This is a genomic window from Curtobacterium poinsettiae (assembly GCF_025677645.1).
In the GTDB taxonomy this organism is placed as follows: Bacteria; Actinomycetota; Actinomycetes; order Actinomycetales; family Microbacteriaceae; genus Curtobacterium; species Curtobacterium poinsettiae_A.
This window is the reverse complement of the sequence record NZ_CP106879.1, coordinates 1,888,967-1,905,562: the sequence shown is the minus strand read 5'-3', so window position 1 is coordinate 1,905,562 and position 16,596 is coordinate 1,888,967. Positions and strand designations below refer to the sequence as shown.

Genomic DNA, 16,596 nt, shown 5'->3' with positions numbered 1-16,596 from the left:
GTCATCAGGGCGTCATCGGTAGTCGTCCGGGTCCCCGAGCACGCAGCGCGAGTCCACGTTGACGTGCGCGCGGATCTTCGTGGCTGCGATCGACGCACGAGGCTTGCCGTCGGCGCGCGCGACCACAGCGGAAACGTCACCCGTCGCTGCGTCCATCTCGGTCCGCGTCGTTGCGAGCTCGTACCCTTGCTTTCTCCAGTGTTCACTGGCCTGTTCGACGAGCACCCGCGGGTCATCCGGTCTGTCCACCTCGACGTAGTAGCTGAACTGCACCGCCTTCTGCCCGTCGACCTGGCAGTCGTTCGCGACCGGCTTCGGGACTTCCTGCGGCCATGTGTCGGGAGCGAGTTCCAGGACCGACCGGAGTTCCGTCACGGCCTGCGAGCGCGCTTCGTCCATGGTCATGGTCTCGCTCGGCCCTGCCATCCCGCACCCCGAGAGCACGAGGGCAATCGTGCCGGCCAGAGCGGCAGCGGTCATCGGCTTGTCCACACGCCTCATCATCGCAGCCGCCCCCGCCTCGACGCCGTCACTCGTCCTGATCGTGCACGGACCCCGTTGCGCACGGAGAGGTCACTTGCACCGCGACCGACGTCGAACTGATCTGGTACGCCGCTCCTCCCGCACCGTCCCGGTCGGCAGTCGCCGAGTAGAGCGTGCCCCTCGTACCGAAATCCGTCTCGGACGGCGATACTCGAAGGCCTTCCGACTCCCAGAACTGCCGAAGCGACTTGGCGGTCGCCTTGGCGTCGTTGTCGACCGACACCGGGACGAAGTAGGCGAAGCGCACGCCGTCATCGCACGGCTCGGCGGTCGGTTCCGGGGTGTCTGGCCACGACACGTCCACGGCTTTCTCGGTCTTGCGGAGCAGTTGCAAGGCCTCGGCCTTCGCGTCCTCGGGGGTGTGCGTCGATCGGCTCCCTCCTGCACAGGCCGTGAGGCCCACGGTCAACAAACTCGCCGTCAACACGACGAGCCCGATGCGTTGCTCCACCATCACGGTAGGGTCACCTTCGCCACGACTGGCCCCCGCTCCACAGCTGCGGTCGTGCTGTCTTCAGCCGCCGCACCACGGTTGTCATTCGTCATCGGGCGAGCCAGCAACGCACTGGGAGTTGACGGAGACGAGTGCGTTCCCGTTCGTGATCTCGAAGGCTGCGCCAGCATTACCGTCTGCCTTCGCCGTCGCTCCGTACACCCTGCCGTACTTCGACCCGAAATCCTGCTGGCTGCGTTCGACCTCGAGTCCTCTGGAGCGCCAGAACTCCGACAGAGAGTCAGCGAGTTCGGCCTGCTTCGAGGTGACCGGAGCGTGCACCATGTATTGGTAGCGGACACCCTTGGGACATTCCTTGCTGACGGGTTCCCCCGGCGACGACCAGTCGAGGTCGGCGGACGCCGTGGTCTGGTCGAGCAACGTCAGGGCATCTCTCTGCGCTTCTTCGGGGGTCATGGTCTTCCCTCCTGTCGCGCATCCAACGAGCACGGTCGTGAGGAACAGCGCAACCGCAGCCCCGGTGAGCCGCCGTCCCACCGACGAGCGCAGGCTGGTGCGGCTCGCGTTCGCCTGGTACCCGGCACCCGCGTCCCTGCGTCCCTGCGAGTCGGAGGGGCTGACGATCAAGCCGTCGCGGACGGACCGCGGTAGCGGATGCAGGAGCCGGTACTCGGTCACCGCCGCGTGCGTCCGTCGGATGCGGAGTCTCCTGGACCACACCGATCAGTCCTCGTAGTCATCCGGAGAACCCTCGGCGCACTGAGAGTCGACGTAGAGGCTGATGCCCCGCTCACTGAACTGGAACGAGCCCCACGGCTTCCCGTCCGCACGCGCAGTTGCCGAGTAGGCGATGCCGTACTTCCCGAAGTCCTCCTGCGAAGGTTGCACGTCGAGTCCCTTCGTCCTCCAGAACTCCTCGAACGAAGTGGCGAGTTCCTTCGGATCGGTCTTCTGGTCGATCGTCACGAGGTACTGGAACCGGACTCCGTCGTCCCCATCGGCGCATCGCGTGGCCACCGGCTCTGGGACCTCGGGCCAAGCCAGCGGTTCGTGGTCCATCGTCTCCCGCAGGAACGCCACGGCGTTCTGCTTCGCCTCATCTGGTTGCATCTCGTCTCCCCCGTTCGAACCACAGGCCGTCACCGTCGTGAGTAGCCCCACCACGGCGACGAACCCGAGGAGCGACTTCGACAGGCTGTTCACGGCATGGTCGCTTTCGCTGTTCCCAACAGCGTCTTCGTGCCGCTGTCGAGGTAGCCGATGTTCCCGGAATCAGGGTCGGCGGCAAGGTCGTGTACGTTCACCGTCTTCGATCCATCCGTGTGTATCTCCGTCGCGCCGAATGCCTGGGCGGGGTCTGCACGGTGCGGATCACTGAACGTGCGCCCGAACGCGGCGATGTCCCACTTCTCGTCAGCCTGCGCAGCATACATGTGGGCCGCATTGGTCGCTGCGGCATCGGGCACGGACGAAGGGATGCCCGCCGATCCGAGCGTGACGAAGGAGTGGACGCGCAGAGCGGCGTCGTGCGCGAGCGCGATCGCGGCAGTCGTCGAGCCGTACGAGTGCGCCACGACGTTCAGCTGAACGTCTGGTCTGGTTGTGCGGACTGCGGCAAGATCTGCGGCGAGGTTCGCAGCCCCGGCACGCGCCGAGTCTTCGTGGAAGACGGCAGTGTCACCGGTTGCCACGAAGTTCGGGGGTGCTTCGTAGCCGAGCCAGGTCACGTAGGCGCTGGCATCGCCACTCATCTGCTGTTGCGACTGCTGCACGGTCGACCCTGTCCGCATGTACTGCGTGGTGTCCGCCAGCGAACTGCCCATCCCGGGGACGAGGAAGGTGACGCTGCTCGCGCTGTCCAGGTCGCCGACCGAGAACGCGCCCAACGGCGGCTTGCCGTCGCGGAACGCCACCATCTGTCGCGGGAGGGGATAGCGGAGGTTGAGGTCCGTCCTCGCCCCGGCCGCGAAGTTGTTGAGCTGGTTGTACCGCTCTTGCGCCGCGATCAGCGCCCGGCGCGCGTCAGCCAGCGCAGCGCGCCCGACCGCCTTGCCGTACGCCTTCTGGGCCTTGCCCAGAGCCTCAGTCGCTTGCTCGTACGCCCGCTGCGCACTCAGCCGGTTCGCCTGGTCCCGCGCCCAGTACGGCACCCCGTTCAGGTTGCCGATCACCGCGGGCAACGCCGTGATGAGCGCGTCCTGCGCCGTCGAGTGCTCCCCCGCGGTCCCGCGCCCGCCGAGCCCGTCCCACCACGCCTGCACGACGTCGGGCGGCATACTCGCAATTCGGTCTGCGACGCCCTTGCCCTGTCCGGCGAGCACCTCAGGCGGCATCCCGGCCACGGCTCGCAGGAAGTCGGCGTCGCTCATGGCGGCGAGCGACCCGGCGTACCCGGGGGCGACTCCGAGCACGTCGCTGTCGGACAGACCAGCGGCGGCCGCGCGGTCGGCCGCCGCCCGCCGTTCGACGAGCGCGTCCCACTCGGCGTCCAGTCGCTTCGCGGCGGCCGCGAGGTCGTCGGCATCGCTCTGCAGGCGGTCCAGGCGCCGACTGTCGGCTTCGGTGGCGTCGCTGCCGGACGCGGCCGACTCCGCGCTGCCCATCGATGCGGCGTTCGTCACCGAGTCCACGGCGTTGCGCAGCTGGGCGGACTGGATGCGTTCGGCCTCGTCCTGGATCTGCTGCACGGCGTCCGCGTAGGTGTCGAGCACGTCGATGGCAGCGTCGAGCCGGCCGATGATCCGCTGGGCGGCGGGAGCGACGGTACCGACGGTGGCGGCGAACCGGTCCTTCGAGGCTCCCCTCCACCCGTCCGCATCGTGCTGTGCACCGATGACGTGGTGCACTCCGGTGCGGATGTCGTCCTGGTGGTCGGCGAGCGCGCTGGAGAGCTTCGCGATCGCTCCCGGGTCACCGGCGAGGGGATCGGCGGCCATCACTCACCCCCGGCCTTGCCAGCCAGGTCGTCGTCCGCGTCGGCGAACAGCGACTTCGTGTCCTTCGCGTACTGGCCGAGCGTGCGGCTGGTGTCGGCGAGCCACTCGGCGGATCGTTGCTGCGCCGTCCGGAAGGTCGCGAACGCCTGCGCGACGTCGTCAGCGCCGAACGCCCCACCCTCCGCGGGCAGCGCGTCCCCGCTGAACGTCTCCGTCGCCTTCTCGAGTGCGCCGTGCACGGCTTCGAGCGTGCTCCACGACACTTGCAGATCGGCCATCGTCTCCCCCGTCTCGCCGTCGCGGTCTGCACCGCTTCCCCGTGGGCAACATATCAGAGGAGTTGCCGGACGCGGCCATCCGTGGAACGCCCTGTGGACGACCAACCCGCACCGCGCCTCCAGTCCGGCACCATCCCCCGATCGGACGATGCCGAGACCACCGCCTCAGCCGATCCCGCAAAGCGAGCCGGCGGCGAAGCTGGACCCATGCCCGAGTCCCCCGCCATCGAGGTCCAGCACCTCGGCAAGCAGTACGCCACCGGCAAACGTGCCGTGGACGACGTCTCCTTCACGATCGAACGGGGCGAGACCTTCGCTCTGCTCGGCCCGAACGGTGCCGGCAAGTCCACGACGGTCGAGATCCTCGAGGGGTACCGCTCCCGCACCGCCGGCGAGGTCCGCGTCCTCGGCCACGACCCGGCACGGACGAGCCGCAGCCACAACGCACGCATCGGCATCGTCCTGCAGACCAGCGCGGAGTCCCCGAACGTCACCGTCGCCGAGCAGCTGAACCACTTCGCGACGCTCTACCCGAAGCACCGCAGCGTCGAGGAACTCCTCACCGCGACGGGGCTCGAGACGCAGCGCAACACCCGCATCAGCCGACTGTCGGGAGGCCAGCGCCGCCGTGTCGACGTCGCCCTCGGCATCATCGGCCGCCCGGAGGTCCTGTTCCTCGACGAACCGACGACGGGCTTCGACCCCGAGGCCCGCCGGCAGTTCTGGGACCTCCTGCGCCAGGTGCAGCACGAGGGCACGACGATCCTGCTCACCACGCACTACCTCGACGAAGCCGCCCAGCTCGCCGACCGTGCCGCGGTGATCGCCGCCGGGAAGCTGCTCGACCTCGCACCCATCGACGAGATCGGCGACGCCGAGGCTCGCACACCCCGGGTCCGCTGGCGCGACGACGGCGGCGAACACCACGACGCGCGCACCACCGACCCCACAGCGCTCATCCGCAGCAACACCACGGCCATGCACGACCTCGAAGTCATCCGCCCGTCCCTCGAGGACGTCTACCTCGACATGGTGGGACAGCAGTGAAGACAGCGACCAGCCGCATCTCGTACGAGATCCGCTCCTACTTCCGCGCTCCCGATGCGGTCTTCTTCACCTTCCTGTTCCCGATCATCATGCTGGCGCTGTTCTCGGTGGCGTTCTCCGGCGCCGCCGACATCCAGGCCGGCCCCGACGTCAGCGTCGACTACGCCACCTACTACCTGCCCGGCCTGGTGGCGACGGGCATCCTGCTCTCCGGCACGCAGTCCCTCGGCGTCGACATCGCCACCGAGCGCAGCGACGGCACGTTGAAGCGCCTCGGCGGCACACCGCTCCCCGTCCTGTCGTACTTCGTCGGCAAGATCGGCATGGTCCTCGTCACCACGCTCGTGCAGACCGCACTGCTGCTGGCGATCGCGAGCCTGGTCTTCGGCGTCGACCTCCCGACCGACGCGAGCAACTGGGGTGTCTTCGCCGGCGTGATGGTCCTCGGCATCGCCACCAGCTGCGTCCTCGGCATCGCGGTCTCGGCGCTCCCCCGCGAGGGCCGGCGCGCCACCGCCACCATCGTCCCGATCGTGCTGGTGCTGCAGTTCATCTCCGGCGTCTACCTGCCCTTCACGCAGCTCCCCACCTGGTTGCAGGACGTCGCCTCCGTCTTCCCCCTGCGCTGGATGGCGTCCGGCATGCGGTCCGTCTTCCTGCCCGGTGCGTTCGAGTCGGGTGAGCCGGGAGGCGCGTGGCACCTCGGCCTCGGAGCCCTCGTGTTGGCAGCATGGCTGGTCCTGGGCACGGTGGCCTGCCTGCTGACGTTCCGGTGGAACCGCAAGGACGCCTGATGCCCCCTGTGGAGAACCGCTCCGCGGTCCTGCATCGATGGGATGCTGTCGTCATGAACGGCGAGACGTGGATGCGCAACCGGTGGTTGCACGTCTTCTTCGCGGGCACGATGCTCCTCACCGCCGTGATCACCGTGTTCGGGTGGTCGCCGTGGGGTACCCGCTGGCCGGCCTACACGGCGGTCGTGGTGCTCGTCGTCGCCTACGCCCTGTTCGGGCACCGCGGCTACGACAACCCCCGTGCCGCCGCGGCCTTCGTGCCGCTGGTCCTCGTCGCCGCCCTGGTGTTGCCCGCCGTCGTGCCGAGCACCGCGTTCGTGCAGTGCATCGCGTTCCCCCTGGTCTGGGTGCAGTCCGAACGGGTCCGCACCGCCGTCGTGCTCTCGATCGCGGTCGGCGTCGCGAGCGGCATCGGCCTGCAGGTATCCGAGGGCCCGGACGCCCTCGTCAGCACCCTGCTCATCGAGGGCATCAGCGTGATCGGCGCCTGTGCGATGGGCGTGTGGATCTCGAGTGTCGCCGGCCTGTCCGAGGAGCGCCGCCAACTCCTCGACGAACTCCGCGCGACCCAGCAGTCGCTCGCCGATGCCCACCGCAGCGCGGGCGTCGCGAGCGAACGGGAGCGCCTGGCCCGCGAGATCCACGACACCGTCGCGCAGAACCTCGCCGGCATCGTCATGCTCACCGAACGTGCCCGCAAGGACCTGGCGAACGACCGCGGTGCCGCGCTCGACGAACGGCTGGCGGTCCTCGAGGAGTCGGCACGAGCGGCGCTCGAGGACTCCCGCGCCCTCATCGCCGCCGGGGTCGCCGGTGCCACGAGCGGCAGCCTGGCCGGGGCCCTGCACCGCCTGGCGGAGCGCTACACCCGAGAGACCGGCACGCCCGTCGCCGTCGACGCGACCGACGGCCCGCTCGACCGCGACGCCCAGGTCGTGCTGCTCCGGGTCGTCCAGGAGTCCCTGGCGAACATCCGCGCGCACGCCGACGCCAGCTCCGTCCGGATCGTCCTGCGGCACGCGCCCGAACAGGTCGGCGTCCGCGTGACCGACGACGGCGTCGGGTTCGACACGAGCGCGCCGACCGTCGGGCACGGCATCCGCGGGCTCCACGAACGGCTCGTGCTCTCCGGCGGCACCTGCTCGATCACGAGCACCCCGGGCCGGGGCACCGTCGTCGACGCGAGCCTGCCCACCGGACCCGAGCCGAGCCTCCCGGCCGTCGATCGTGACCCCGTGGCGGAGGTGGCCCGGTGATCCGCGTCATGGTCGCCGACGACCACCCGATCGTCCGGTCGGGCATCGTGGCCCTGCTGCAGGACGCCGACGACGTCGAGGTCGTCGGCCAGGCGAGCGACGGCCGCGCCGCGGTGACGGTGGCACTGGCCGAACGCCCCGACGTCGTGCTGATGGACCTCCGGATGCCCGTGCTCGACGGCGATGCGGCGACGGCGGAGATCCTCGCCGTCGACCCCGGCGTCCGCGTCCTGATCCTGACCACGTACGAGTCCGACGACCAGATCCTCGCCGCCATCGAGGCCGGCGCCACCGGCTACCTGCTGAAGGCCGCCCCGGAGTCCGAGATCCTCGCCGGCGTCCGGGCGACCGCACGGGGCGAGACGGCGCTGGCTCCTTCCGCTGCCGCAGCGCTCGTCCGCCGAGCGACGGGCGCCTTCCCGGCTACTGTCGGCCCGTCGCTGACCCCGCGCGAGCTCGACGTCCTGCGCCTCGTCGCCCAGGGCAACAGCAACCCGGCGATCGGCCGCGCGCTGTTCCTCAGCGAGGCCACGGTGAAGACCCACCTCGGCCACGTCTTCGAGAAGCTCGGCGTGAACGACCGCACCCGTGCTGTCACCCGCGCGATGGAGCTCCAGCTCCTTTGGTGACCAGCTCCCTCAACGGGAATTGATCAGCAGCTCTTGCCAGGCGTCATCGTCCTCAACTGCCCAGTGTTCGGAGTACTCGTAGTGGAACCGGTTAAGGTTCTCTTCAATCTCGCGCAGGTTCCACGTCAAAGCGTTGGCGATCTCGCGAGCTTGCTTGGTGCGCCAGCGTCGGCGGAACCGGCTGCGAGCGAGGAAGGTGTCTGGCGAGACACGTAACGACCAGTCCAGCTTGTAACGGTCGAAGACGTTTCGAGCGTGCTGCACAGCCCATATCAGGCGAAAGTAGCTCGAAATCGCGTCAAGTCGCTTGACCTTGCGCTGGTATTGCTTTGAGTAGAGCAACGTTCCCAAAGTGTCTCGCGCATGCGCGGTTTCACCGGTAGTGAGGTGCTCGTGCAGATCCGAGAGCGCTCTCGCTCTTTCTCGCTTGCGGAGCTGCACTGCGAGAACGATCGCCGTTGCTGCAGTTACTACGGCTGCTAGAGCCGCTGCCACGTCAGTCCAGCTGCTGTCACCTACTACCCACACGCACCAATCAAATCATCTGTGATCGTCGAAGCAACACCTTTGTCTTGGCTGCGCTCCTCGCAGCGGGCACGTCGGACAGCACGCGGCTGAGGAATTTAGCCTCACGAGTCCTCCGGATCACGACGATTGCTCTATCGACCGGGGTGACGGTGGAGGCTTGATGCGGAGCCTCCGGGTCGCCCGCGCGTTGACGGTTCTGGTTCACGATCCCCGAGGATCCTGAACCGGAACCGTCACCGCGCGGACACGAACCCGCGTCCCCCGCGCCATGGACGCGACCACGGACGAGACGGGAGGCACGGTGCCTGCCCGCACCGTGCCGCCCGTCCGCTCCAGCGCGCGCCCTGCCATCGGGACGCGCGCCCGCTCAGGCCCCCGCGTCCGCCTCCTGCGACCGGACGCGGAGCACCCGCGCTGTGGGGGTCGATCCGCCGTTCGCGACCTCGAGCGAGCCCGAAGCGGCGTCCCACGCCACGGACCACGACCCGAGTGCCGTCGGGAACAGCGGCTCGACGACCACCGCCTGCCCGGCGAACGCCGGCAGTGGCAACGACACCGACGCCGACGCACCGGGCAGCGACCACACCGACAGGTACAGGTCACCCGAGGCGGCGCGCAGGCCGAGTGCGATCCACGGGTCCTCCCAGGCGGGCAGCCCGAGGGGCCAGACCGGGACGGCCGCTTCGACGACGTCCAGGACCTGCCGGTGCGCCGCGATGGCGTGACCGACCACCGCACGCTGCGACGACGACATCTCGTTGAGGTACCCGGACAGGTACATCCGACCGAGCACCCCGTTCACGAGCGACAGCGCGAACAGCTCCGGGTCCATCGTCGGCGCCGGGTAGGCCCAGTTCCCCGCCTGCTCGGGCAGCATCGCAGCGGGAGCAGCGGCGGCGATCGTGGCGGACAACACCGGGTCCTGCTGGTCCGAGGTCGACTGCATGTGCAGGCGGGACAGCATGGCCCAGTCGGCGCGCATCGCTCCCGAGGCGCAGTTCTCGATGAGCAGAGCCGGGTGCCGCTCCTGCACCGCGTCGAGCCAGTCGAGCAGCGCCCGCTGGTGGTCGAGCATCCCGGCGAACGGCCCGGTCATCGTGTTGTTGTCCATCTTGAAGAACGTCACCCCGAGCTCCCCGACGAGCCGGTCGACCACCGAGTCGAGGTGTGCGCGGGCCTCCGGCGAGCGCAGGTCGAGCAGGTGCCGCCCGTGCTCCGCGACCCGGACCCCGTGGTGCTCGACGAACGCAAACGACGGCAGGGTCGAAACCAGCGGCGAGTGGATGCCGATGACCTCGGGTTCGAGCCAGAGGCCGGCCTGCATGCCGCGCGCACGGATGTGGTCGATGACGGCCCCGAGCCCCGTCGGGAACCGCGACGCCGCTTCCTGCCACGCTCCGACGGTGTCCCACCAGTGCCCCTCGGCGTACCAGCCGGCGTCGATGCAGAACAGGTCCGCTCCGTCGTCGGCAGCGGCGTCGATCAGCGGCAGGAGCTTCTCGGTGGTCGGGTCGCCCATGAGCGTGTTCATGTAGTCGTTGAACACCAGGGGCAGGGCACGGTCGGCCTCCCGCACCTGCCGGAACGCCCGACGCTGCCGGGTGAGCACCCCGAAGGCGTCGTCGACCGACCCGGCGATCCCGACGGACACCGGCACCGAGGTGAACGGCTGCTCCGGCGTGACGACTGCGGTCCACTGGTGTTCCTGGTCGGTCGGCCCGCTCAGCAGCAGGTACGCGTGCCGCCGGGTCTCCCCGAGCTCGTACAGCCACGGCCCGTTGTGCTCGACCTGCCAGACGAGCGCGTACCGATCCGATTGCAGCACCCCGATCGGCAGCGCTTCACCGGTCGACCACGAACCGCGGTTCTGCACGACGGCGCGGCTGCGGGGCGGGTGGTGCTGGGCCTCCCGGTCGATCGCCGCGAGCCCGATCGACCGCAGCGGATCGGTCCGCCACCGGCTCTCCGCTGCCCAGTCGTTGTCGGCGTGCACGAGGGCGAGCTCGTCGACGGTGGCACCCGAATCGGTCAGGAACGCCCCGGTCGCGAACGACGACACGAAGTCGACGACGTGCTCACCGTGTGCGGCCGACACCTCGGTCCACGTCTGGAACGCGGGCACGCCGGCGCGCGCCCGGAACACCGACTCGGCCTGGAGGCCCGTGGCCGCGTCCGCCTGCACGATCCGGAACCACAGGTCGGTCCCGTCGTCGTGCTCGTGGTGCGACACGGGTCGCAGTCGCGCCCCGATCGTGGAGTCGACATGCCGGAACCCGCCCGGGAACCGTCCGTGCCCGATCGTCGTCAGCTCCACGAGCGGCTGCGGGTCGTCCGGACCGTCGGCGAGCGCTCCGCCGCCGGCCACTCCTCCGGTCGGCACGAACGACACGAGCGCCGCGGGCTGGTCCGCACCGACCCGGAACCGTGCGGCGAACCCGTCGGTGACCCAGTCGACGAACGTCGACCCGTCGCTCATCGCGCCCCGACCGGTGCGGGCTCGCTCGACACCCAGTCCCCGACCGTGTGGTCGTAGCAGGTGGTGTTGTCGATCTTCGTCCGGTCGAGTGGCGGCCCGGCGGTGATCCGGCGCTCGGTGCGCTCCGGGTCGGGGGCGGCCTCGGCGAGCAGCCGGGTGTAGTCGTGGTGCGGGTCGAGGATGACGGCGTCCGACGGTCCGCGCTCGACGACCCGGCCGCGGTAGAGCACCAGGATCTCGTCGGAGAAGTGCCGCGCGGTCGCCAGGTCGTGCGTGATGTAGAGCACGGCGAGTTCGTCCTCGCGCTGCAGCCGGCCGAGCAGGTTGAGCACGCTCAGGCGGATCGAGACGTCGAGCATCGACACCGGTTCGTCGGCGATGAGCACCTGGGCGCCCGGGGCGAGTGCGCGGGCGATCGCGACGCGCTGCCGCTGTCCGCCGGAGAGCTCGTGCGGCCGCCGCGATGCGAAGTCCTCGTCGAGGTTCACGCGACCGAGCAGTTCCCGCACCTTGTCGGCGGTCTCGTCGGCGCCGCGGGCCCGGTGGTGCAACTGCAGCGGCCGGGCGATGTGGTGCTCGATCGAGTGGAACGGGTTGAGCGAGGCGAACGGGTCCTGGAACACCATCTGCACGTGCCGGCGGTACATGCTGCCCTCGACGGGGGTGCCGTCCTCGAGCCGCACGTCGATCGAGCCGCGCGTCCGGGTCTCGAGCTTGGCGAGCATCCGCGCGATGGTGGACTTGCCCGAGCCGGACTCCCCCACCAGCGCGACGGTCCGGCCGGGCAGCAGGTCGAACGACACGTCGTCGACGGCCCGCAGGGTGGTGCGCTGCAGGCCCTTGCGGGTGTGGAAGTCCTTGCCGAGGTGGCTGACGGTCACACTGGTCATCGGTCCGTCTCCTGTGCTGCCTGGACCACGACGGCCCGGGTGTCGGTCTCGGGTTCGGCGCCGTCCTCGACCCCGGTGCGGATGAACGCGCCGCGGGCTCCGGACAGGCTCGGGAACGACTGCAGCAGCTTCCGCGTGTACGGGTGCTGCGGGTCGTGCTGGATCACGCTGGCGCGGTCGCACTCGACGACCTCGCCGCGGAGCATGATCGCGATCCGGTCGCTGATCTCGAGCAGCAGCGGCAGGTCGTGCGTGATGAACACGACGGCGAACCCGAGCTCGTCGCGCAGTCGGACGATCTCGCGCAGGATCTCCCGCTGCACCACGACGTCAAGCGCGGTGGTCGGCTCGTCCATGATCATGATCTGCGGTTCGAGCAGCATCGCCATCGCGATCATCACGCGCTGCCGCATGCCGCCGGACAGTTCGTGCGGGTACGCCGTGATGCGGGACGGGTCGACGCCGACGCGGCGCAGGGCGTCCTCGGCGATTGCTCGTCGTTCCCGGCGCGGCAGGCCCTTGCGGTGTTCGACGAGAGCGTCGTCGAGCTGGGCGCGGATCGTGGTGACCGGGTTGAGCGCGTTCATCGCCCCCTGGAACACCATGGACAGCTTCGACCACCGCACGGCCCGGAGCTGCTCGTGCGGCAGGCCGAGCAGGTCGACGTCGGTGCCGTCGCGGTCGTGGAACGTGATGCTGCCCGAGGTGACCTTCGCCGGCGGCCGGTGCAGCCGGGTGATGGCGTACGCCAGGGTCGTCTTGCCGCAGCCGGACTCCCCCGCGAGCCCGAGGATCTCGCCGGGCGCCAGGGTGAGCGAGACGTCCTTGACGGCGTGCACGGGGTGCTCGGTCTCGTAGACGACGTCGAGGTGGTCGATCGTCAGCACGGCGGGACGGCGCGAGCCGTCGCCGGTGGCGGAGGTGACGGGTCGTGCGGTGTCGGTGGTGCTCATCGGGCGACCCCCTTCGTGTCGTGACCGGCGGTGGCGACGCGAGCCGGGCCTCCCGAGCGGGCCGCACGCTTCGCACGACGGTCGCGCCGTCGCTGCGCACGCACGTTCGCGAGTCGCGGGTTGATGACCTCGTCGATCGAGAAGTTCACCAGGGACAGGCCCATGCCGAGCAGGGCGATGAGCAGGCCCGGCGGCACGAACCACCACCAGGCGCCGTTCGCCAGCGCGAAGCCGTTCTGGGCGTAGAAGAGCATGGTGCCGAGCGTCGACGAGTTCGACGCCCCGAGCCCGAGGAACGACAGTCCCGCCTCCCCGAGGATCGCGGCGATCACCGCGAACACGAACTGCGACGCGAGCACCGGCAGCAGGTTCGGCAGGATCTCGACGGCGATGACCCGCCACGGCCGTTCGCCGGCGACCCGGGCGGCGGACACGTAGTCGCGGTTGCGGATCGACATCGTCTGCGCCCGCAGCACCCGGGCGGACCCGGCCCAGGAGGTGATCGCCAGGACGACCGCGATGGTCCACAGCCCGCGGGCCTCACGCGGCACCAGGCCGGAGATGACGATGACGAGCGGCAGGCCGGGAATGACGAGGAACACGTTCGAGAACAGCGAGAACGCCTCGTCCATGATCCCGCCCAGGTAGGCGCCGAGGATCCCGAAGAACGCGGACAGCACCGTGGCGAGGACGCCGACGATGAGCCCGATCTGCAGGCTGCCCCGGGTGGCGAAGGCGAGCTGGGCCAGGACGTCCTGACCGGTCTGGGTGGTGCCGAGGACGTTCGAGCCGCTCGGTCCCTGCAGCCCCGTGTCGCGGATGGTGGTCGGGTCGCCGACGAGCAGCGGTCCGATCACCCCGAACAGCGTGACGCCGGCGACGAGCACGATGCCCGTGACGAGCCAGGGCGTGAGGGTCGGGAGGAACCGACGGATGCCGCCCTTCGACGCGCGCCGGGTGGCGATCGACGTGGTGCTGTCGGCTTCCTCGGTCAGTGCGCCGATGGTGGGCTCGGTCTCCTGCTGGATGTTGGTCATGGTCGTCTCCTCCCCTAGCTCCGGGCCCGCGTGCGCGGGTCGATCAGTCCGTACAGCAGGTCGACGACGAGGTTCGCGCCGAGGACCGCCAGGGTGATGAACAGGAAGATGCCCTGCATGAGCGCGTAGTCGTTGTTCGTCACGGCGGACAGCAGCTTCGACCCGATGCCCGGGTACGAGAACACCTGCTCGGTGACGACGGAGCCGGACACGATGAACCCGAGGGAGATCGCGAACCCGGCGACGGACGGCAGCACGGCGTTCCGAGCGGCGTAGTTCCGCAGGATCTTGCCGTCGGACAGGCCCTTCGCCTGCGCGGTGGTGATGTAGTCCTCGGACAGCGTCGACACCATCATGTTGCGCATGCCGAGCAGCCAGCCGCCGAGCGACGCGAGCACGATCGTCACCGCCGGCAGCACCCCGTACTGCACGGCCGAGACGATGAAGTCCCAGTTGAAGCCGGGGGTCAGGATGACGTCGTAGCCGCCCTGCGCCGGGAACAGGTGGAGTCCGGTGGCGAAGAAGTACACCAGGATCAGCGCGAGCCAGAAGTACGGCACCGCGGCGAGCAGGGTGGTGGCCGGCACGAACGAGTCGAGCCAGGTGCCGGGCCGCCACCCGACGAAGGCCCCGAGCCCGACGCCGATGATGGCGGCCAGGATCGTGGCGATCCCGACCAGCGCGATGGTCCACGGCAGCGAACTGCCGATCACCTCGGTGACGGGTGCCGGGAAGTAACTGACGGACACCCCGAGGTCACCGCGGAACACGTTGACCAGGTAGTGGCCGTACTGGGAGATGAGCGGCTCCGAGGAATCGCCACCGAGGAGCAGCTCGTACGCCTCCCGGGTCGCCGGGGTCACCTGCCCGCCGCGCTGCTGGAGCTTGGCGAGCAGGATGTCCACCGGGTTGCCGGGCAGGAGCCTGGGGATGATGAAGTTCAGCGTCAGGGCCGCCCACAGTGCGACGACGTAGAAGCCGATCTTGCGCAGGAAGTAGGTCATCGTCGAGTGCCCCTCGGTCGCGATCCCATCGGTGTCAGCCCTTCGCCGGCTTGAGCGCCTTGAAGATCTCGGCGTTGTCCGGGCTCGCCCAGACCGCCGGGAACGCGTACAGGTCGTCCTTCGTCGGCCAGCCGGTGAACTTCGCCGCGTGGAACTCGCTCGTCGTGCCGCCGGTCATCACGGGGATGTAGGGCAGGTCCTCGACGATGTGCTCCTGGATCGTGTCGAGCTCGGGCTGGGTCGCCGCCGTGTCCTCGGGGTTGATGGTGGCGAGCTTCGCGATGGCCTTGTCCACGTCGGGGTTGCTGTACCGCGAGATGTTCATCGGGGCTGCTTCGCCGACCTTCGCGGTGTTCGCCGTCGTGAAGTAGTTGTTGTACAGGTAGTACGGGTTCGCCGTCGGGCCCTGGCCGAGCGAGTCGATCGCGAGTTCGAAGTTGCCCTTGGTCTTCTTGTCGGTCCACTCGTTCCACGACGACTGCTGCGCCTTGAGCTCGATGCCCGCGGCCTTCAGCTGCTGCGTCATCGTGTCGATCGCGGTGATGTAGTCGGTCCACCCGGTGACGACCTCGACCGTCAGGGACAGCTTCTTGCCGTCCTTGGCGTAGATGCCGTCCGAGCCCTTCTTCCAGCCGGCGTCCTCGAGGGTCGAGGCGGCCGCGTCGGTGTCGGCGGTCTCTGGCATCACGGCGGGCTCGATGTCCTTCGAGATGGTGTCCTTCTGCGTCGTGGTGAGCGCGAAGGTCGGCGAGATCTCGCTCGCCGTGTTCTCGAACGCCAGCGAGTTGAGCTGCTTGCGGTTGATGGCGTCGGCGATCGCGTGCCGGACAGCCGGGTCGGTCTGCGGGCCGGCGCAGCCCAGGTCGGTGTTCGCGCAGGTCAGCAGGGCCATCTGGTTCTGGCCGACGGTGATGCCGTCGTAGCCGTTGTAGTTGGCGGGGATGTCGTCCATGTTCGGCACCGGGCCGGTCTGCCAGTCGATCGACCCCTGCTTCAGTGCGTCGGCGCCGGCGGTGTTGCCGGAGAGCGACAGGTAGCGGATGGTCTTCACGGCCGGGGCGCCGTCCCAGTACTTCTTGTTCGCCTCGAGGGTGAACGCCTGCGCCTTGAAGGTGCCGAGCGTGTACGGGCCGGTGCCGACGGGCTCGCGCACGACGTCGGTGGTCGGGTCGATGTCCTGCCACAGGTGCTCGGGCACGATCCAGGTCTTGCCGAGCAGGTTCGGGCCGAGCACGAACGACGGCTTGTCGAACGAGACGACCACCTCGTCGTCGCCGTCGGCCTTCGCGGTGCCGTCGTAGCCGATCGAGTTCAGGGCCTTCTGCTTCTTGAGCATGTCGAGCGTGAACACGACGTCCTTCGAGGTGAAGGGCTCGCCGTCGCTCCAGGTGGCTCCGTCGCGCAGCGTGATGGTGAGCTGCGTGCCGTCGTCGTTCCACTCGTAGGACTTGCCGAGCAGCGGCTTCGGGTCCTTCGTGTTGACGTTGGTGATGAAGAAGAGCGACTCGTAGATCGTGCCGACACCGCCGATGTTGGACGGCGACCACGGGTTGAAGTTGATCTGGTAGTCGCCGGACTGGCCGGTGTACGCCACCAGGGTCGAGGCAGCGGCGTCGTTCGTGCTGGCGGTGCCGCTGGAGCTGCAGCCGCTGAGCGCGAGGCCGGCTGCGAGGAGAACGGCGCCGCCGATGGCGAGCCGTGAACGGGTTGGGTTGAACATCGTTGTCCTCTCGGTCTGCGTCGTCGCAGGGTCCACGTTGTGAGCGTGATT

General features: G+C 69.2%; 17 protein-coding genes. 4 read left to right on the top strand and 13 right to left on the bottom strand.

Annotated features, from left to right (window positions below):
• Positions 1-12 precede the first annotated feature (12 nt).
• The 6 genes from OE229_RS09225 to OE229_RS09200 all read right to left on the bottom strand — a co-directional run bounded on the left by OE229_RS09225 (position 13) and on the right by OE229_RS09200 (position 4,211).
• The gene (locus OE229_RS09225; protein WP_262137569.1) at positions 13-480 is read right to left on the bottom strand and encodes a hypothetical protein; all 468 of its coding nucleotides are present in this window, start codon (positions 478-480) and stop codon (positions 13-15) included.
• A gap of 49 nt (positions 481-529) precedes the next feature.
• Positions 530-997 (bottom strand): hypothetical protein, encoded by a 468-nt coding sequence (locus OE229_RS09220; RefSeq protein WP_263344373.1) that lies wholly within the window; start codon positions 995-997, stop codon positions 530-532.
• A gap of 81 nt (positions 998-1,078) precedes the next feature.
• Positions 1,079-1,453 carry a hypothetical protein gene (locus OE229_RS09215; RefSeq protein ID WP_262137567.1) on the bottom strand — a complete coding sequence of 125 codons (375 nt, stop codon included), beginning with the start codon at positions 1,451-1,453 and terminating at the stop codon, positions 1,079-1,081.
• A 267-nt stretch (positions 1,454-1,720) separates the two neighbouring features.
• A complete protein-coding gene (locus OE229_RS09210) occupies positions 1,721-2,200 on the bottom strand; it encodes a hypothetical protein (protein WP_262137566.1) in 480 nt (159 codons plus the stop codon).
• Positions 2,197-3,933: an alpha/beta fold hydrolase gene (locus OE229_RS09205; RefSeq protein WP_262137565.1), complete on the bottom strand. Its 1,737-nt coding sequence runs from the start codon at positions 3,931-3,933 to the stop codon at positions 2,197-2,199. Before OE229_RS09205 ends, OE229_RS09210 begins: the two co-directional genes overlap by 4 nt.
• Positions 3,933-4,211: a hypothetical protein gene (locus tag OE229_RS09200; protein ID WP_209134835.1), complete on the bottom strand. Its 279-nt coding sequence runs from the start codon at positions 4,209-4,211 to the stop codon at positions 3,933-3,935. The genes OE229_RS09205 and OE229_RS09200 overlap by 1 nt, the downstream gene beginning before the upstream one ends.
• 207 nt (positions 4,212-4,418) lie before the next feature.
• Between OE229_RS09200 and OE229_RS09195 the strand changes: the two genes are divergently transcribed.
• From OE229_RS09195 to OE229_RS09180, 4 genes are read left to right on the top strand one after another with little or no spacing between them, the layout of a single operon-like run.
• The gene (locus tag OE229_RS09195; protein ID WP_259577418.1) at positions 4,419-5,258 is read left to right on the top strand and encodes an ABC transporter ATP-binding protein; all 840 of its coding nucleotides are present in this window, start codon (positions 4,419-4,421) and stop codon (positions 5,256-5,258) included.
• Positions 5,255-6,052 carry an ABC transporter permease gene (locus tag OE229_RS09190; protein ID WP_259577417.1) on the top strand — a complete coding sequence of 266 codons (798 nt, stop codon included), beginning with the start codon at positions 5,255-5,257 and terminating at the stop codon, positions 6,050-6,052. The genes OE229_RS09195 and OE229_RS09190 overlap by 4 nt, the downstream gene beginning before the upstream one ends.
• A gap of 53 nt (positions 6,053-6,105) precedes the next feature.
• Positions 6,106-7,308, top strand: a complete 1,203-nt coding sequence (locus tag OE229_RS09185) for a sensor histidine kinase (protein WP_262137564.1) — start codon at positions 6,106-6,108, stop codon at positions 7,306-7,308.
• Complete coding sequence (locus OE229_RS09180) at positions 7,305-7,937, top strand: response regulator transcription factor (protein WP_262137563.1); 633 nt, start codon at positions 7,305-7,307, stop codon at positions 7,935-7,937. Before OE229_RS09185 ends, OE229_RS09180 begins: the two co-directional genes overlap by 4 nt.
• A gap of 9 nt (positions 7,938-7,946) precedes the next feature.
• On the opposite strand, the gene OE229_RS09175 is transcribed toward OE229_RS09180, so the two are convergent.
• From OE229_RS09175 to OE229_RS09145, 7 genes are all read right to left on the bottom strand, one after another.
• On the bottom strand, positions 7,947-8,378 hold the full coding sequence (locus tag OE229_RS09175) for a hypothetical protein (RefSeq protein WP_262137562.1): 432 nt from the start codon (positions 8,376-8,378) through the stop codon (positions 7,947-7,949).
• A 454-nt stretch (positions 8,379-8,832) separates the two neighbouring features.
• Positions 8,833-10,941: a glycoside hydrolase family 36 protein gene (locus OE229_RS09170; RefSeq protein ID WP_262137561.1), complete on the bottom strand. Its 2,109-nt coding sequence runs from the start codon at positions 10,939-10,941 to the stop codon at positions 8,833-8,835.
• On the bottom strand, positions 10,938-11,831 hold the full coding sequence (locus OE229_RS09165; protein WP_111236120.1) for an ABC transporter ATP-binding protein: 894 nt from the start codon (positions 11,829-11,831) through the stop codon (positions 10,938-10,940). The genes OE229_RS09170 and OE229_RS09165 overlap by 4 nt, the downstream gene beginning before the upstream one ends.
• Entirely contained in the window at positions 11,828-12,784 is a 957-nt protein-coding gene (locus OE229_RS09160) for an ABC transporter ATP-binding protein (RefSeq protein ID WP_262137560.1), read from the bottom strand. Before OE229_RS09160 ends, OE229_RS09165 begins: the two co-directional genes overlap by 4 nt.
• Positions 12,781-13,821 (bottom strand): ABC transporter permease, encoded by a 1,041-nt coding sequence (locus OE229_RS09155; protein ID WP_182066296.1) that lies wholly within the window; start codon positions 13,819-13,821, stop codon positions 12,781-12,783. Before OE229_RS09155 ends, OE229_RS09160 begins: the two co-directional genes overlap by 4 nt.
• 14 nt (positions 13,822-13,835) lie before the next feature.
• Complete coding sequence (locus tag OE229_RS09150; protein ID WP_182066295.1) at positions 13,836-14,825, bottom strand: ABC transporter permease; 990 nt, start codon at positions 14,823-14,825, stop codon at positions 13,836-13,838.
• Positions 14,826-14,859: 34 nt separating this feature from the next.
• Positions 14,860-16,545 (bottom strand): ABC transporter substrate-binding protein, encoded by a 1,686-nt coding sequence (locus tag OE229_RS09145; RefSeq protein ID WP_262137559.1) that lies wholly within the window; start codon positions 16,543-16,545, stop codon positions 14,860-14,862.
• Positions 16,546-16,596: the final 51 nt, after the last annotated feature.

Bases quoted from the DNA above. Each gene is read 5' to 3' on its own strand.
- OE229_RS09165 (WP_111236120.1), bottom strand. From the start codon at position 11,831: ATGACCAGTGTGACCGTCAGCCACCTCGGCAAGGACTTCCACACCCGC.
- OE229_RS09200 (WP_209134835.1), bottom strand. From the start codon at position 4,211: ATGGCCGATCTGCAAGTGTCGTGGAGCACGCTCGAAGCCGTGCACGGC.
- OE229_RS09220 (WP_263344373.1), bottom strand. From the start codon at position 997: ATGGTGGAGCAACGCATCGGGCTCGTCGTGTTGACGGCGAGTTTGTTG.
- OE229_RS09225 (WP_262137569.1), bottom strand. From the start codon at position 480: ATGACCGCTGCCGCTCTGGCCGGCACGATTGCCCTCGTGCTCTCGGGG.
- OE229_RS09170 (WP_262137561.1), bottom strand. From the start codon at position 10,941: ATGAGCGACGGGTCGACGTTCGTCGACTGGGTCACCGACGGGTTCGCC.
- OE229_RS09185 (WP_262137564.1), top strand. From the start codon at position 6,106: ATGAACGGCGAGACGTGGATGCGCAACCGGTGGTTGCACGTCTTCTTC.
- OE229_RS09160 (WP_262137560.1), bottom strand. From the start codon at position 12,784: ATGAGCACCACCGACACCGCACGACCCGTCACCTCCGCCACCGGCGAC.
- OE229_RS09205 (WP_262137565.1), bottom strand. From the start codon at position 3,933: ATGGCCGCCGATCCCCTCGCCGGTGACCCGGGAGCGATCGCGAAGCTC.
- OE229_RS09215 (WP_262137567.1), bottom strand. From the start codon at position 1,453: ATGACCCCCGAAGAAGCGCAGAGAGATGCCCTGACGTTGCTCGACCAG.
- OE229_RS09195 (WP_259577418.1), top strand. From the start codon at position 4,419: ATGCCCGAGTCCCCCGCCATCGAGGTCCAGCACCTCGGCAAGCAGTAC.
- OE229_RS09145 (WP_262137559.1), bottom strand. From the start codon at position 16,545: ATGTTCAACCCAACCCGTTCACGGCTCGCCATCGGCGGCGCCGTTCTC.
- OE229_RS09150 (WP_182066295.1), bottom strand. From the start codon at position 14,825: ATGACCTACTTCCTGCGCAAGATCGGCTTCTACGTCGTCGCACTGTGG.
- OE229_RS09155 (WP_182066296.1), bottom strand. From the start codon at position 13,821: ATGACCAACATCCAGCAGGAGACCGAGCCCACCATCGGCGCACTGACC.